Source organism: Actinomadura sp. NTSP31, from assembly GCF_041951385.1.
Classification (GTDB): Bacteria; Actinomycetota; Actinomycetes; order Streptosporangiales; family Streptosporangiaceae; genus Spirillospora; species Spirillospora napierensis.
In genome coordinates this window covers 110,714-126,770 of sequence record NZ_JBGNUT010000024.1, presented here as the reverse complement: position 1 = coordinate 126,770, position 16,057 = coordinate 110,714, and the positions used below count along the sequence as shown (strand labels likewise).

The 16,057-nt window shown below is 69.7% G+C and carries 16 protein-coding genes and 1 tRNA gene; all 17 read left to right on the top strand.

The window, feature by feature from the left end:
• The first annotated feature begins 153 nt into the window (after positions 1-153).
• The 17 genes from ACA514_RS33635 to ACA514_RS33555 all read left to right on the top strand — a co-directional run bounded on the left by ACA514_RS33635 (position 154) and on the right by ACA514_RS33555 (position 16,050).
• Positions 154-226, top strand: a tRNA-Trp gene (locus ACA514_RS33635).
• Positions 227-348: 122 nt separating this feature from the next.
• A complete protein-coding gene (gene secE, locus ACA514_RS33630) occupies positions 349-597 on the top strand; it encodes a preprotein translocase subunit SecE (RefSeq protein ID WP_375045291.1) in 249 nt (82 codons plus the stop codon).
• Between the two features lie 113 nt (positions 598-710).
• Positions 711-1,679 (top strand): transcription termination/antitermination protein NusG, encoded by a 969-nt coding sequence (nusG, locus tag ACA514_RS33625; RefSeq protein ID WP_375045290.1) that lies wholly within the window; start codon positions 711-713, stop codon positions 1,677-1,679.
• Between the two features lie 243 nt (positions 1,680-1,922).
• Positions 1,923-2,351 (top strand): 50S ribosomal protein L11, encoded by a 429-nt coding sequence (rplK, locus tag ACA514_RS33620; RefSeq protein WP_208243449.1) that lies wholly within the window; start codon positions 1,923-1,925, stop codon positions 2,349-2,351.
• Positions 2,352-2,412: 61 nt separating this feature from the next.
• Positions 2,413-3,129, top strand: coding sequence for a 50S ribosomal protein L1 (gene rplA, locus ACA514_RS33615; protein ID WP_375045289.1), 717 nt, complete (start codon positions 2,413-2,415; stop codon positions 3,127-3,129).
• A 154-nt stretch (positions 3,130-3,283) separates the two neighbouring features.
• Complete coding sequence (locus tag ACA514_RS33610; RefSeq protein WP_375045288.1) at positions 3,284-4,825, top strand: class I adenylate-forming enzyme family protein; 1,542 nt, start codon at positions 3,284-3,286, stop codon at positions 4,823-4,825.
• A gap of 143 nt (positions 4,826-4,968) precedes the next feature.
• Entirely contained in the window at positions 4,969-5,841 is an 873-nt protein-coding gene (locus tag ACA514_RS33605; protein WP_375045287.1) for a hypothetical protein, read from the top strand.
• Between the two features lie 149 nt (positions 5,842-5,990).
• A complete protein-coding gene (locus tag ACA514_RS33600) occupies positions 5,991-6,851 on the top strand; it encodes a hypothetical protein (protein WP_375045286.1) in 861 nt (286 codons plus the stop codon).
• A 118-nt stretch (positions 6,852-6,969) separates the two neighbouring features.
• Complete coding sequence (locus ACA514_RS33595) at positions 6,970-7,854, top strand: hypothetical protein (RefSeq protein ID WP_375045285.1); 885 nt, start codon at positions 6,970-6,972, stop codon at positions 7,852-7,854.
• Positions 7,855-8,177: 323 nt separating this feature from the next.
• Positions 8,178-8,765, top strand: a complete 588-nt coding sequence (rplJ, locus tag ACA514_RS33590) for a 50S ribosomal protein L10 (protein WP_375045284.1) — start codon at positions 8,178-8,180, stop codon at positions 8,763-8,765.
• 56 nt (positions 8,766-8,821) lie between these two features.
• Complete coding sequence (gene rplL, locus ACA514_RS33585) at positions 8,822-9,208, top strand: 50S ribosomal protein L7/L12 (RefSeq protein ID WP_375045283.1); 387 nt, start codon at positions 8,822-8,824, stop codon at positions 9,206-9,208.
• Positions 9,209-9,809: 601 nt separating this feature from the next.
• Positions 9,810-10,928, top strand: coding sequence for an ABC transporter ATP-binding protein (locus ACA514_RS33580; protein ID WP_375045282.1), 1,119 nt, complete (start codon positions 9,810-9,812; stop codon positions 10,926-10,928).
• A gap of 128 nt (positions 10,929-11,056) precedes the next feature.
• Positions 11,057-11,779 (top strand): MlaE family ABC transporter permease, encoded by a 723-nt coding sequence (locus ACA514_RS33575; RefSeq protein WP_375045331.1) that lies wholly within the window; start codon positions 11,057-11,059, stop codon positions 11,777-11,779.
• Positions 11,780-11,820: 41 nt separating this feature from the next.
• A complete protein-coding gene (locus ACA514_RS33570; protein ID WP_375045330.1) occupies positions 11,821-12,627 on the top strand; it encodes an MlaE family ABC transporter permease in 807 nt (268 codons plus the stop codon).
• Between the two features lie 7 nt (positions 12,628-12,634).
• Positions 12,635-13,939 carry an MCE family protein gene (locus ACA514_RS33565; protein ID WP_375045281.1) on the top strand — a complete coding sequence of 435 codons (1,305 nt, stop codon included), beginning with the start codon at positions 12,635-12,637 and terminating at the stop codon, positions 13,937-13,939.
• The gene (locus ACA514_RS33560; protein ID WP_375045280.1) at positions 13,936-14,967 is read left to right on the top strand and encodes an MCE family protein; all 1,032 of its coding nucleotides are present in this window, start codon (positions 13,936-13,938) and stop codon (positions 14,965-14,967) included. Before ACA514_RS33565 ends, ACA514_RS33560 begins: the two co-directional genes overlap by 4 nt.
• Positions 14,968-16,050, top strand: coding sequence for an MCE family protein (locus ACA514_RS33555; protein WP_375045279.1), 1,083 nt, complete (start codon positions 14,968-14,970; stop codon positions 16,048-16,050). It abuts the gene before it with no gap.
• The last annotated feature ends 7 nt before the right edge of the window (positions 16,051-16,057 follow it).

Sequence of the window (16,057 nt, the reverse complement as noted above, 5' to 3'; positions counted from 1 at the left end):
ACGCGGGGCCCTCGGGGCCGTAGACTCACCTGCCTAGTGACGCGTCAACGGCATACGACCCTGTCCGCACGCGGATGGGCTCAAGAGGTCGTAAGCTGGGGCACGGCACCGACCCGGTCCCGCGGCCGGGTGTTCTCCTTGGCGGGAGAATGAAGGGCAGTGGCTCAATTGGTAGAGCTCCGGTCTCCAAAACCGGCGGTTGGGGGTTCGAGTCCCTCCTGCCCTGCGAGGTGCGGTGCGCGCACCGGTGCCGGCCGCGCCACGGCACCCGCCGTGGCGTTCCACGACGCGGGTCCGCGCGACAACCACTGAGTGGTTGGAACACGACCTATGAGGTGAACGGCGGCAATGGCGACTGAGACGCGCGGCGAGGCCGCGGCCAAGGACGAGGGCAAGGGGAGCGCCGCTCCGAAGCGGACCACCCCGGCGCTGTTCGTGCGCCAGGTCATCGCCGAACTGCGCAAGGTCATCTGGCCGACCCGCCGGGAACTCGTCACCTACACGACCGTGTCCCTGGTGTTCGTGCTGATCATGGTCGCGGTCGTGTCCGGCTTCGACTACGGCCTGCAGCAGGGGATCTACGAGATCTTCGGCTGATCCGGCCCGTCGCGCGGCCACCGCCGCGCCGGCCGGCGCACCACCCGCGACCACCGCACCAAGGCGAACCACCGTAAGTCCATCACCGCAGACCGTCCGGAGAGAGAGTCACCGTGTCCGAGCCCTCACAGCCGCCCTACGACGAGGCCGTTGACGAGGCCCAGTCCGCCGCGGCTGCTCCGGCCGGCCAGGCGGCCGAGCCCGCCGAGGACGCGGCCGAGGCCGCCGTCGCCGCCGGCGAGGCGGTGCCCGCGGACGAGAAGCTCGAGGGCGAGGGCGTCGCCCCCGACGCCGCCGCGGACGCCGGCGACCTCGCCGAGGCCGTCGAGGGCCAGGATGCCGCGGACGCCGCGGCCGAGCAGGACGCCGACGCCGAAGAGGCCGCCGCGGAAGAGACCGGCGAGGCCGAGGCCGACGCCGAGACCGGCGACGAAGAGGCCGGCGAGGAGGGCGACGAGGAGGGCGACGAGGAGGCTCCGGCGGAGCCGCCCGCCGACCCGTACGCCGACTTCAAGATGCAGCTGCGCCTCCAGCCGGGCGACTGGTACGTCGTGCACTCCTACGCGGGGTACGAGAACCGGGTCAAGACCAACATCGAGACCCGCACCCAGACCCTCAACATGGAGGACTACATCTTCCAGATCGAGGTCCCCCAGCACGAGGTGACCGAGATCAAGGGCGGCAAGCGGCAGAAGGTCAACGAGAAGGTCCTGCCGGGCTACATCCTCGTCCGGATGGAGCTGACGGACGAGTCGTGGGCCGCGGTCCGCAACACCCCGGGCGTGACCGGCTTCGTCGGCCTGCTGAACAAGCCGTCCCCGCTGAGCCTGGACGAGGTCGCCAACCTGCTGGCGCCCGAGCCGGAGGAGGGCGTCACCAAGGCCAAGGAGCAGGCCAAGGTCGCCGCCACCGTCGACTTCGAGGTCGGCGAGTCGGTCACCGTCATGGACGGCCCGTTCGCCACCCTCCCCGCGACCGTCAACGAGATCAACGCCGAGCAGCAGAAGCTCAAGGTGCTGGTGTCGATCTTCGGCCGCGAGACCCCGGTGGAGCTGAGCTTCAACCAGGTCTCCAAGATCTGACCGGGGCGCCGCTGATCAGCGCGTATCCTGGACGGGTCGTCCCCGCCCGCGCGGGGACGGTCTGATGCCCGTACCGGCCTTTCGTGCCTGGTGATAGCGGTTGCACAGCCCTCATCCAGGGCGGGGCAGGCGCGCGGGAACATCGAGTTCAAGCGGTTCCTACACGGCGGATTCGTCCCAGCCGCCGTGTTGCCCGGGGGACCGGGAGTCGGAACCACCAATAAATGGGATAAAGGGGTTCGCATGCCTCCGAAGAAAAAGATCGCCGCGCTCGTCAAGGTGCAGCTCAACGCGGGTGCCGCGACGCCGGCGCCGCCGGTGGGTACCGCGCTCGGCCCGCACGGCGTCAACATCATGGACTTCTGCAAGCAGTACAACGCCGCCACGGAGTCCCAGCGCGGCAACGTCATCCCCGTAGAGATCACCATCTACGAGGACCGGTCGTTCACGTTCGTCACCAAGACCCCGCCCGCCGCGCAGCTCATCCTGAAGGCCGCCGGTGTGGAGAAGGGCAGCGGCGAGCCGCACAAGACCAAGGTCGGCTCGGTCACCGCGGACCAGATCCGCGAGATCGCCACCACCAAGATGCCCGACCTCAACGCCAAGGACCTGGCGGCCGCGGAGAAGATCGTCGCGGGCACCGCGCGGTCGATGGGCATCGAGGTCAAGTAACACCCCACCCAGTGGAAGGGCCGGGCGCGGCCCGCACCACGAGTTCCATGGAGGAACGAGCATGAAGCGCAGCAAGGGCTACCGCTCGGCGGCCGACAAGATCGACCGGGACCGGCTGTACAGCCCGGTCGAGGCCATCAAGCTGGCCAAGGAGACGAGCGTCACCAAGTTCGACGCGACCGTCGAGGTCGCGCTGCGGCTCGGCGTCGACCCGCGCAAGGCGGACCAGATGGTGCGCGGCACCGTCAACCTGCCGAACGGCACCGGCAAGACCGCCCGCGTGCTGGTGTTCGCGGGCGGCGCGAAGGCGGAGGAGGCCCGCGAGGCCGGCGCCGACCTGGTGGGCTCGGACGACATGATCGAGCGGATCCAGGGCGGTTTCCTGGAGTTCGACGCGGTCGTGGCGACGCCGGACCAGATGGGCAAGGTCGGCCGCCTCGGCCGGGTGCTCGGCCCGCGCGGCCTGATGCCGAACCCGAAGACCGGCACGGTGACGATGGACGTGGCGAAGGCCGTCACCGACATCAAGGGCGGCAAGATCGAGTTCCGCGTCGACCGGCACGCGAACCTGCACTTCATCATCGGCAAGGCCTCGTTCGGCGAGCGCCAGCTGGTGGAGAACTACGCGGCGGCCGTCGAGGAGATCCAGCGGCTCAAGCCGTCGGCGGCCAAGGGCCGGTACGTGAAGAAGGCGGTGCTGACCACGTCGATGGGTCCGAGCATCCCGGTGGACCCGAACGCGGTCCGCAACCTCACCGCGGAGCTCGACGAGGCCTGATCGCGGGCTTCCGGGCCCGCGCGTAGACCGGGCACGACGGCAGGGCGTCTCCTTCGGGAGGCGCCCTGCCGCGTTTTCCGCTGAGCGGCACCGGAGGATGCGGCCGGCGGGCCGCTCGGTAGATTCGTCGCCTGATCTTCGGGAGAGGGGCGGGATGGGCGGATCGCCGCGCGGGGAGTTCCAGCGGCTCCATGACGTGCTCGACGCGGCGGCGGAGGACGCCCCCGACGCTCCGGCGCTGTCGGTCGACGGCGTGACGTGGACGTTCCGGGAGCTGCGCGCGCGGGCGGACGCGCTGAGCGCCCACCTCGCCGGCCGGTGCGCGCCCGGGGCGCGGGTGGCGTTGCTGGCGCACAACCGCCTGGAGTACGTGGCCGCCTACTACGGGGTTCCGCGCGACGGCAGGGTCCTCGTGCCGCTCAACCAGCGGCTGCATCCCCGCGAATGGGCGGACCAGATCGCGCGCAGCGGCGCGGCGCTCGTCATCGGCGAGCCCGATCTGCTCGGCCGGCTGGCCGCCGAGGGGGATCTGGGCGCCGATCGTCCGCCGCTCGTCCCCATCACCGAGCTGCCCTGGGACCAGCCCGTCCCGGAACGGGCGTCGCGGTCCGGTGGGGGAGCGGACGAGGTCGCGTGGCTGATGTTCACCAGCGGGACGACGGGCCGTCCCAAGGGGGTGCGGCTCACGCACGAGAGCCTGCTGGCGGGTCTTCGGGTGTCGGCGTCCGGGCGGCCGGTCCGTCCGGGTGACGTGTTCTGCACGCCCTTTCCGCTCTGCCATGTGGCGGGGTACCAGGTGATGCTGCACCACCTGTTCCTGCGGCATGCCGTCGTGCTGCGCCGGTTCCGTCCGGCGGACCTCGTGGAGGCGACGCGCCGGCACGGCATCACGAGCCTGTCGCTGGCCCCGACCATGCTGGAGGACCTGCTCGCGCATCTGGCGGACGATCCGGCGGCGCGCGACGCGCTGCGCGGAAGCCTCCGGGTGATCTCGTACGGGTCGGCGCCGATGCCGGTCCCGCTGCTGCGCCGCGTCCACGACGTGCTCGGCTGCGATCTCAACCAGGGCTTCGGCATGACCGAGCTGTCCGGCAACGCGACGTTCCTATCTCCGGTGGACCACCGCGCCGCGATGGCGTCCAGGCCCGAGCTGGCGGCTTCGGCGGGGCGTCCCGCCGACGGCGTCGAGATCGGGGTGATCGGTGAGGACGGGGCGCCCGTCCCGCCGGGGGCGCTCGGCGAGGTCGTCGTGCGGGGCGCGCAGGTGACGCCCGGCTACTGGGACGATCCGGAGGCGACCGCCGAGGCGTTCGCCGGGGGCTGGTTCCGCACCGGCGACGTCGGCCGCGTCGACGCGGACGGGTATCTCTACCTGGTCGACCGGCTCAAGGACGTGATCGTCACCGGGGGCGAGAACGTCTCGTCGCGGGAGGTCGAGGACGTGCTGCGCACGGTGCCGGGCGTCGGCGAGGTCGCCGTGGTCGGGCTGCCGGACCCGCGCTGGGGCCAGTCGGTGTGCGCGGTGATCGTGGCCGACGGCGCCCCGCCGCCGGACGAGGAGCTGATCGGCGCCTGCCGGGCGCGGCTCGCCGGGTTCAAGGCGCCGCGCCGCATCGAGTACGTCGACGCCCTGCCGCGCACCGGCACCGGCAAGATCCGCAAGTCCGTCCTGCGCGCCCGGCTGGCCGAGCGCTGAGGGTCCGGCCGCGGGGCCGCGGGGCGCCTTGCCGCCATTGCGCCGCTCACCAGCGGGATACCGCGGTCACCGTCCGGAACAGGACACATCTATTGGACGGATTGTTTTGTTGCGGTTGGTGTGCTTGGTGTTGAATCGTCCCTGTGAAGCGCCGAACCGATCGGATCATCGCCGTCTCCGCCGTCGCGGCCGTGGCCGTCGTGCCCACCGCGATCCTGATGGCGGTGAAGACCGGCGTCATGTCGCAGACGGACTCCGGAGCGCTGCCGCCGAGCGCGCAGATGGCCCAGGCCGATCCGGCGAACCCGAACAGTGCCACGGCGGGCGCCGTGACCCCGTCGGCCTCCGCCGTCCCGGGCTCGGGCACCGGGGCCGGCGCGGGCGCCGGCACGCCGGGCGCAGGGACGGCCGGGCCGGGCGGCACCGCCGCGAACCCGTCGCCGAAGCCGGGCCCCGAACTGCGGTCGTTCGTCCGCAAGACGGACGTGAAGGTGGCGATCGGGACGGGCGGCGACTACAAGCAGGCGTCCGAGACCGCGCAGATCACGCTCTGGCCGGCGTTCGCGATGAAGGCGGTCGGCGTCACGCAGACGATGAAGGACGGCACGCTCAGCAAGATCACGCAGAAGGTGATCGTGAGCGGCAGCACGCTGTCCGGTTTCGACGGGCAGAAGTGGACGAAGTCGAAGCTCAGCCCGGCGCAGCTGGCGAAGCTGCGGGCCGGGTCCGACCCGCGGCAGTTCACCTACGTCATCCGCCAGGTGCCCGGCAACGTGGTGACCGGCCCGGACGCGAACGGCCGCAGCCACTACCTGGCGCAGGCGCTGATGGGCGACGTGTACGGGCTGCTGCCGAAGGACGCGGCGACCGACGTCCGCGCGGTGGTGCCGGCCACCGCCGGCGTCTCGCTCGACCTGTGGTCGGGCAAGCAGGACCGCCCGTCGACGATCGGCCTGGTCGCGAAGGCGCCCGACGGCGAGTTCGCCGGCTCGATGGCCTTCGGCTCCTACCGCTGACCCCGTTCCCGCATGGCCGTCCGGTTGCTGGAGGGTACGCCGTTGGTCGTACCGGCAAGGGGCCTCTTCGTACCACCGGGGGATGTAGCGCCGTTACCGCGCCGACAGACTGGGAACACCAGCAGGGCGACAAGGGAGGCCGAATCCTCATGAACCGACGACTGGTAGTGGCCGCCGGAGGCACCGCCGTGGGTGCCGCGCTCCTCCTGTCCGGGTGCAACGGGGACGGGTCGGGCGCCAACGCGGACGGGAACAGCATGAAGCTCAGCGCCAACGAGGCGCTGCTGAAATCGTCGCAGAAGACGGCGGAGTCGGACACGTTCAAGGCCGACCTGACCGTCACGGGCACCGGCTCGGACTCCGGGAAGATCCACGCGACGGGCCAGTTCCGGCTCAAGCCGACGCTGAAGTTCAGCGCGCAGCTGGACGAGGTGAGCCACAACGGCCAGGCCGTCCCGGCCGCGAAGGGGCAGGCGATCTTCACCGGCGACACGCTGTACGCCAAGGTCCCGCAGCTCGCCCAGTTCGTCAGCGGCGGCAAGCCCTGGGTGAAGATCGACGTGGCCCAGGTGTCGCAGCGGACCGGGTTCGACGTGCAGAGCCTGGTCAACCAGGTCGAGAAGGTGAACCCGGCCGAGCAGACCAAGATGTTCACCGGCTCCAAGGACGTGCACCGGGTCGGCGCCGAGACGGTCGACGGCGTCAAGACCGTGCACTACGCCGGTACGGTCACCGTCCAGGACGCGCTGAACCGGCTGGACGCGCAGGCCCGCCAGAAGGTCGACGGGTGGCTGCCGAAGGACCACGCCAACGGCAAGATCAACTTCGATCTGTGGACGGACGGGAACAACCTGCCGCGCAAGCTCGTGTCCAAGTCGTCCGACAAGCAGGGCGACGGCGGCTCGGTGACGGTGCTCTACAGCGACTACGGCAAGTCGTTCGGCGTGAACGCGCCGCCGTCGGACCAGGTCGGCAGCATGTCGCTCGGGTCGCTGCTCGGCGGCAACTGACAAATACGTCACACCAGACGACACGGGACAGACTGAACCCCGCTAGTCTCCCCTGCGTCCTATCCGGGGTCCGGTCCGAGCGTCCGGGCACCACGACGCAGACCGAGGAGAATCCCCCATGATCCGACGCTTCGCCACGGGCACGGCGGCCGCCGCCGGCCTCGCCCTCGCGCTGACCGGCTGTCTCGGCGACGCCGGGAGCAAGGCGGGCGAGGCCGGTGAGAACATCCGGCTCACCGCGGCCCAGGTGCTCGGCAAGACCGCGCAGAAGACCGGCCAGATCGACTCGTTCCAGGCCGACATGTCGATGACGGCGACCGGCTCGTCCTCGGGCGCGATGAACATGGCCGGCACGATGCAGTACCGCACCAAGCCGGACCTGGCGTTCAGCATGAACTTCACGAACATGACGGTCGGCGGCCAGTCGATGGCCGGCATGCAGGAGGTCCTGGTCGGCAGGACGATCTACATGAAGATCCCGCAGCTGACGCAGCTCGGCGGCGGGGCGTCGGCCAAGCCGTGGGTGAAGATGTCGCTGGACGAGGTCGGCGCGAAGTCCGGGATGAACGTCGACGAGCTGCTCCAGCAGTCCGAGCAGATGGACCCGGTCAAGAACACCAAGATGCTGACCGCGTCCAAGGACGCGCGCGAGGTCGGCAAGGAGACGGTGAACGGCGTGCAGACCACGCACTACACCGGCACCTACCGGACGTCCGACGCGGTCGCCAAGCTCCCGGCCGACCAGCGGCAGGCGTTCGAGAAGAACCTGGCGAAGTCCGGCATGAACGGCGACATGCACTTCGACCTGTGGGTCGACGGGCAGCAGCTGCCCCGCAAGATGACGATGAAGACCGGCCAGACGGCCGCGGGCGTCATGACGATCACCACCTCCTACCGCGACTTCGGCAAGCCGGTGCAGGTCAGCGCGCCGCCGGCGAGCCAGGTCACCGACTTCGGCACGCTGCTGAAGGGCCTCGGCACCGGCGGTACCCCGGGCACCTGACCGTCATCTCCGTGCGCATCGATGGGACCGCGTCAGGGCCGACGCGGTCCCATCGTCATGGTTCCCGAATTTGGCCTATCGGAGGGACAGGACGTACCCTGTTGTCTGCCGAAGACCGCCGGTCGCCGTTCCGCGAGGGACGGCCGAAGGTCCCGATCCGTTCGGGCGGCCTGCGTAGGTGCGACGTGAGTCTCCGCTTGGCCTTCCCGCCTGGCATGACGCCCCGTGCACACCTGCGCCGGGGCGTTTTTTGGTGGATCGGCGCCTGTCCCGCGAGGGCCGGGCGCGGATCGTGACCACCCAGGTAATCGGAAGGAGGCCACATGGCCAAGGCCGCAAAGGCCGCGGCGATCGCCGAGCTCAAGAACGACTTCGAGAGCTCCAACGGCGCCGTGCTGACCGAGTACCGCGGGCTGACGGTCGCGCAGCTCAAGGAGCTGCGCACCAACCTCGGCGAGACCGCGAAGTTCGCCGTGGTGAAGAACACGCTGACCAAGCGCGCCGCGAACGAGGCCGGTGTCGACGAGCAGTTCCGTGAGCTGCTCGAAGGCCCCTCGGCCATCGCGTTCGTCCGGGGCGACGTGGTCGAGGCCGCCAAGGGCCTGCGTGACTTCGCCAAGGCCAACCCGCTGCTGGTGATCAAGGGCGGCTTCATCGACGGCAAGTCGATGGACGCCTCCGAGATCACCAGGCTCGCGGACCTCGAGTCCCGCGAGGTCCTGCTGGCCAAGCTGGCCGGTGCGATGAAGGGCTCCATGGCCAACGCGGCCGCGCTCTTCAACGCCCTGCCGACGCAGGCCGCCCAGCTCGCCGAGGCGCTGCGCGCCAAGCGCGAGGCCGCCGGCGAGACCGCCGAGGCCCCCGCCGACGCGCCGGCCGCCGAGGCCGCCGACGAGGCACCCGCCGAGTAGGCACCCGCGGTTCCCCGTAAGACCCCAGATCGTTAAGCCATAGCGGAGGTAACACCATGGCGAAGCTCAGCACCGACGACCTGCTCGACACCTTCAAGGAGATGACCCTCCTGGAGCTGTCCGACTTCGTGAAGAAGTTCGAGGAGGTCTTCGACGTCAAGGCCGCCGCGCCCGTCGCGGCCGCCGCCGCGCCGACCGGCGCCGCCCCGGCCGCCGAGGAGGCCGCCGCGCAGGACGAGTTCGACGTCATCCTCGAGGGCGCCGGCGACAAGAAGATCCAGGTCATCAAGGAGGTTCGCACGCTGACGAGCCTCGGCCTCAAGGAGGCCAAGGACCTGGTCGACGGCGCGCCGAAGCCGCTGCTGGAGAAGGTCAACAAGGAGACGGCCGACAAGGCCAAGGAGGCCCTGGAGAAGGCCGGCGCGACGGTCACCGTCAAGTAAGGCGCTCCGGAGCTCCCGGAGCCCGCGCGGCTCCGCGCTTCTTTCGAGGCGGCCGTCCCACCGTTCGGGTGGGGCGGCCGCCTCTTCTCGTTCCCGGTAAAGGCTCCGGGCGAGGGGCCCGGTGCGGCGGTTCGCGGCGCGGCGCGGGGTGCTTGTCGCTGAGGTGCAACGAGAGCACCGTTCGGGCCGTGTTTCCTGTGTGCGAGTGATAAAGAGCTGGTGAAAAGCGTGCGCCGAGGCGGGTTGTGCGGTACTCGGCGGTCGGCGTAGCGTCCCGTCCTGACGCTGTGGCCACACCCGGCCGCCCTGTCCCGGCCACCGGCTGCAGCGCGTCCACCGCACCCCAGGCTTGAGGCGTCGGTTCTTGGACCACTAGTCTCATAGGGCCCGTAAGTAACGATTGTCTTACGACGTCGGATTTTGCCGCTGATCTGGGGTGGAACCCCTTCCATTTGGACGGGGGGCCGCTACGGTGGTGGCACCCGTCACGGCTACCGAGCGGTAGCAACGAGACGGGCACGAGGCGTGACGGGCAGACAGAGCCAGAGTGCTACTCGCTCATTGGTTCGGGATTCCCCCCGGCCTGGACGAAAGGTGACGAGTGGGCGTCGAGATCAGAGTCGAGGGCCTGACGAAGTCCTTCGGCCGCCAGGTGATCTGGCAGGACGTGTCGCTGACCATTCCCGCAGGTGAGATCTCCGTTCTTCTGGGCCCGTCCGGTACCGGCAAGTCGGTGTTCCTGAAGTCCCTCGTCGGGCTGCTCAAGCCCAATCGCGGACACATCTGGATCGGCGACAAGGACCTTCCCTACCTGCCCGAGTCGCAGCTCTACGAGACCCGCAAGCTGTTCGGCGTGCTGTTCCAGGACGGCGCGCTGTTCGGCTCGATGAACCTGTTCGACAACATCGCCTTCCCGCTGCGCGAGCACACCAAGAAGTCCGAGTCCGAGGTCAAGCGCATCGTCTTCGAGAAGATGGAGATGGTCGGCCTCCTCGGCGCCGAGCACAAGCTGCCCGGCGAGATCTCCGGCGGTATGAAGAAGCGCGCCGGCCTCGCCCGCGCGCTGGTGCTGGACCCGGAGATCCTGCTGATCGACGAGCCGGACTCCGGCCTCGACCCGGTCCGCACCGCGTTCCTGAACCAGGTGTTCATCGACCTCAACGCGCAGCTCAACGCGACGTTCCTGATCGTCACCCACGACATCAACACCGCCCGCACCATCCCCGACAACATCGGGCTGCTGTACCAGCGGAACCTGGCCATGTTCGGCCCGCGGGAGATGCTGCTGTCCAGCGAGGAGCCGGTCGTCCGGCAGTTCCTCAACGCCAGCAAGATCGGCCCGATCGGCATGTCGGAGGAGAAGGACGCCTCCGAACTCGAGGCCGAGGCGAAGATGGGCCTCGACTCGGGCAAGCTGCCGCCGATCCCGCCGCAGCAGATGGCCAGCAACGGGATGCTGCGGGCCGGCATGCACGCCCCCGGCGCCTGGTGCGCCGCGCACGGCGTGACGCCCCCGCCCGGCTCGTTCATCGACGACCTCGGCCGCAACTGGGTCGAGGAGTGGCCGCGGTACGTGGCGTCCATGTCCGCCGGCGCGGCCGCCGCCCCGGCGGCCCCGGGCGGACCGCCGCCCGCGGGCCCGCCGCCCGGCGGCCCGGGCGGGCCCGGCATGTTCCCCGGCAACCCGCCGCCCGGGGCGCCCGGAGGTGCGGCGTACTGATGTCCACTCCTGGTATCGGCGCGGACCAGCGAGCGGACAGCAGGGCCGGAGGCTCCTCCGGCACGTTCCGCAAGATCGGGGACGGCGCGGCGAACGTCGCGATCAGGGAGCCCGGCCGGTTCTTCGCGATGTGCCTGGACACGGGGCGGGCGGTGTTCCGCCGCCCGTTCCAGTGGCGCGAGTTCATCGAGCAGGCCTGGTTCATCGTCAGCGTCACCGTCGTCCCGACCATGCTGGTCGCCATCCCCTTCGGCGGCGTGCTGTCGCTGCAGGTCGGCGGGCTCATCCGGCAGCTGGGCGCGCAGTCCTACACCGGTGCGACCGCGGTGGTCGCGATCGTCCGCGAGGCCAGCCCGCTGGTCACCTCGCTGCTGGTCGCGGGCGCCGCGGGGTCGGCGATGTGCGCCGACATCGGCTCCCGCAAGATCCGCGAGGAGATCGACGCCATGGAGGTGCTCGGCATCAACCCGCTGCAGCGCCTGGTGGTGCCGCGCACCCTCGCGTGCGCGTTCGTCGCGCTGTTCCTGAACGGCCTGGTGTCGGTGGTCGGCCTGCTCGGCGGCTACTTCTTCAACGTCGTGCTGCAGGACGGCACGCCGGGCGCCTACCTCGCCTCGTTCAACGCGATCGCGCAGCTGCCCGACCTCGTGCAGGCGGAGATCAAGGCGTTCGTGTTCGGCATCACCGCCGGCCTGGTGGCGGCCTACAAGGGCCTGAACGCCAAGGGCGGGCCGAAGGGCGTCGGCGACGCGGTCAACCAGACCGTGGTCATCACCTTCATGTTGCTGTTCGTGGAGAACTTCATCATCTCGATGCTGTACAGCCAGTTCGTCCCGGCGAAGGGGATGTGATGGCGGCCCCTACCAAGGCGGGCAAGGCCGTCAACCGCGCGATGAGCGCGCCCCTGGATCGGCTCGACGACTTCGGCCACCAGATGTCGTTCTACGTCCGCGCGTTCGCGTGGACGTTCCGGGTGCTGCGCCGGTACCGCACCGAGGTGCTGCGGCTGCTGGCCGAGGTGAGCCTCGGCACCGGCGGGCTCGCGGTGATCGGCGGCTCGGTGGTGATCGTCGGGTTCATGACGTTCTTCACCGGCAGCCAGGTCGGCCTGGAGGGCTACGAGTCCCTCGACCAGATCGGCACCGCGGCGTTCACCGGCTTCATCGCCTCCTACTTCAACACCCGCGAGATCGCGCCGCTGGTGTCGGCGCTGGCGCTGTCGGCGACGGTCGGCTGCGGTTTCACCGCGCAACTCGGCGCGATGCGGATCTCCGACGAGATCGACGCCCTCGAGGTGATGGCCGTCCCGTCGATGCCGTTCCTGGTCACCACCCGGATGATCGCGGGAATGGTCGCGGTCGTCCCGCTGTACGTGGTCGGCCTGCTGGCCTCCTACGGCGCGACGCGGGTGATCGTGACGATGATCTACGGCCAGTCGCCCGGCACCTACGACCACTACTTCCACCTTTTCCTGCCGCCGCACGACATCTACTGGTCGTTCGGCAAGGTGATCATCTTCTCGGTGCTGGTGATGCTGATCCACTGCTACTACGGCTACAACGCCAGCGGCGGCCCGGCCGGCGTCGGCATCGCGGTCGGCCGCGCGGTGCGCACCAGCATCGTGGTGATCAACGTGGCGGACCTGCTGCTCGGCATGGCCATCTGGGGCACCAGCACCGGCGTCCGGATCGCGGGGTGAGGCGGCGGTGAACGAGAAGACGCGCTACCGCGTGCTCGGCATCGGGATGATCCTGGTGATCGTCCTGCTGCTGGCGCTGACCGTGGCGTTCTACAACAAGACGTTCACCCCGGTGACGAAGGTGAAGGTCGCCACGGAGCGGGCCGGGCTGCAGCTGCTGCCGCACGCGGACGTGAAGGTGCGCGGCATCATCGTCGGCGAGGTGCGCGGCACCCACGTCACCAGCAGCGGCGCCACGCTCGACCTGGCCCTGAACCCCGGCGAGGCCGACCGGATCCCGGCCAACGTGCAGGCGCGGCTGCTGCCGAAGACGCTGTTCGGCGAGAAGTACGTCGACCTGGAGATCCCGCAGCAGCCGGGCCCGAAGGGCCTGCGCGCCGGGCAGACGATCCAGCAGGACCGCTCGCAGCAGGCCGTCGAGATCAACAAGGTGCTGGACGACCTGCTGCCCGTCCTGCGGGCGGTGAAGCCGGCCGAGCTGAACACCACGCTGAACGCGCTCGCCACCGCGCTGCAGGGCCGCGGCGACCAGATCGGCCAGGACATCGACGAGGCCGACTCGCTGCTGAAGAAGGTCAATCCGGAGCTGCCGACGCTGGTGCACGACCTGCACAGCCTCGCCGACGTGTCCGACATCTACGACCAGGCCGCCCCCGACCTGCTGCAGACGCTGCGCAACATCAACGTGACCAGCAAGACGATCACCGACAAGAAGGCGACGATCGAGCAGCTGATCCCGGCGACGACCGACCTGGCGCGCGACGGGAACACGTTCATGACGCAGAACGCACCGAAGATCATCGGGGTGAACATCGCCAGCCGGGACGGGCTCGCGCTGATCGCGCGGTACTCGCCGTCGCTGCCGTGCGTGTTCGCCGGCCTGGTCAAGCTGCGGCCGGAGGCCGAGCGGGTGGCGGGCGGCAACGGCGGCAAGACCTTCAACCTGACGGTCGAGATCGTCAAGCCGCGGCCGGGCTACAAGTATCCGCTGGACCTGCCCGAGGCCAGGGACCAGCGCAACCCGCGCTGCTACGGGCTGCCGAACCCGAAGATCCCCTCGCCGGACTACCTGGCGCTCGACGGCACCCAGGACGACCTGTGGTGGAAGAACCCCGACGACCCGAACGGCGGTGGCGGCTCGCGCGGCCGCGGGATCTCCGACGTGTTCGTCGACCCGGGCTCGATGAGCGAGAACGAGAAGATCAAGAACATCGTCGGCCCGATGACGCGCACCCCGGCCGACCAGGTCTCCGACGTCTCCTCGCTGATGTACGGGCCGCTGCTGCGCGGATCGGTGGTGACGGTCAAGTGAAGACGACCAGCGCCGCGATCAAGCTCGGCATCTTCGTCGTGCTCACCGCGCTCGCCACCGGCGTGCTCGCGATGACGATCTCCAATACGCGGTTCGGGCCGTCCCGCGAGTACAAGGCGGTCTTCACCGACGCCACCGGGCTGCTGAAGAACGACGACGTGCGCGTCGCGGGCGTCCGGGTCGGCCAGATCGAGGACGTGAAGCTCTACCACGGCAACCAGGCCCGGGTGACGTTCAGCCTCCAGCGCAACGGCGTGTTCCAGGCGGGGCTGCCGGCCTCGACGCAGGCGCAGATCCGCTACCGCAACCTGATGGGGCAGCGGTACCTGTCGCTGAGCGACGGCGCCGGGCAGGCCAACAGCTACCTGCGGACCGGCGGCACCATCCCGGTCTCGCAGACCCAGCCCGCGCTGGACCTGACCACGCTGTTCAACGGGTTCCGCCCGCTGTTCCAGGCGCTGGAGCCCAAGGACGTCAACACCCTCGCCGGGCAGATCGTGGAGGTGCTGCAGGGCGAGGGCGGGACGGTCAACAGCCTGCTGTCGCACGTGGCGTCGCTGACCAACACGCTCGCCGACCGCGACCGGGTGATCGGCGACGTGATCGACAACCTGAACACCGTGCTCGGCACCATCGACGACCGGCACCAGCAGGTCGAGCAGCTGATCACCGACCTGCGCGGGTTCGTCAGCGGGGTGTCCGGCGACCGGGAGGCGATCTTCGACTCGGTGTCGGCGATCAACCAGCTGACCGGGACCACCGCGGGCCTGCTGAAGCAGTCCCGGCCGGCGATCAAGAGCGACATCGCCGGGCTGAAGAAGCTGACCGGCACGCTCAACGCCAACAGCGGCGAGCTGAACGCGGCCCTGGAGGGCTCGCCGAAGACGCTGCAGAAGCTGGTCGGCATCTCCCAGTACGGCTCGTGGTTCAACATGTACATCTGCGGCCTCGACGCGCGGGTGCGGCTGCCGGGCGGACCGGTCTACCAGACGCCCGCGATCGTGAACGAGAACGCGAGGTGCAAGTAGATGAGGATCCCGTTCCGGGAGCGCAACCCGGTCCCCATCGCCCTCATCGCGTTCGCGGTGATCGTCCTCGCGCTCGTCCTGGTGATGAACCTCGGGAGCATCCCGTTCATCAACGGCGGCACCAAGCACACCGCCTCGTTCAAGGAGGCGGCCGGGCTGAAGTCGGGGGAGGAGGTCCGGATCGCCGGCGTCAAGGTCGGCAAGGTGACCGGCCTCGACCTCGACCACGGCCACGTCAAGGTCACCTTCCAGGTGGACGACGGGGTGCGGCTGGGCGAGCGCACCGAGGCCGACATCAAGATCAAGACGCTGCTCGGCCAGCACTTCCTGGCGCTCACCCCGCGCGGGACCGGCCGGCTCGGCCGCAACATCCCGATCGAGCGCACGCACACCCCGTTCGAGGTCGTCCCGGCGATCAGCGAGCTGAGCCAGCGGGTCGACCAGATCGACACGGCGCAGCTCGCCAAGTCGTTCGACACGCTGTCGGACACCTTCAAGAACTCCCCGCCCGAGGTGAAGGCGTCCCTGCAGGGGCTGCGCCGGCTGTCCAACACCGTCGCCTCCCGCGACGACCAGCTGCACGAGCTGGCCGGCAAGGCCAAGGACGTCTCGCAGCTGCTGGCCGACCGCAACCAGGACTTCGCCAAGCTCGTCCAGGACGGCGACAAGGTGCTGCAGGCGGTGCAGGCGCGGCGCACGGTGATCCACCAGCTGCTGGTCAACACCGTCTCGCTGTCGCAGCAGGTGAACGCGCTGATCAACGAGAACCAGGCGCAGCTGAAGCCGATGCTGGACAACCTGACCAAGGTCAACCGGATCCTGCTGAAGAACCAGGACAACCTGGACCGGACGATCCAGCTGTTCGCGCCGTACGCCCGGCAGTTCTCCGACGTCGTCGGCACCGGCCGCTGGTTCGACTCCTACATCCAGAACCTCCTCCCGATCCCCGCCTCGATCCAGGACGCCCCGAAGAGCTCGGGCACCGGGACGGGCGGCACGACCCAGGGCGGCGGTCAGAACAAGCAGAACGGCCAGACCGGTACCGGCAACAACAGCAACAACCCGTTGCCGTTCCTCCCGTGAGCAGGCA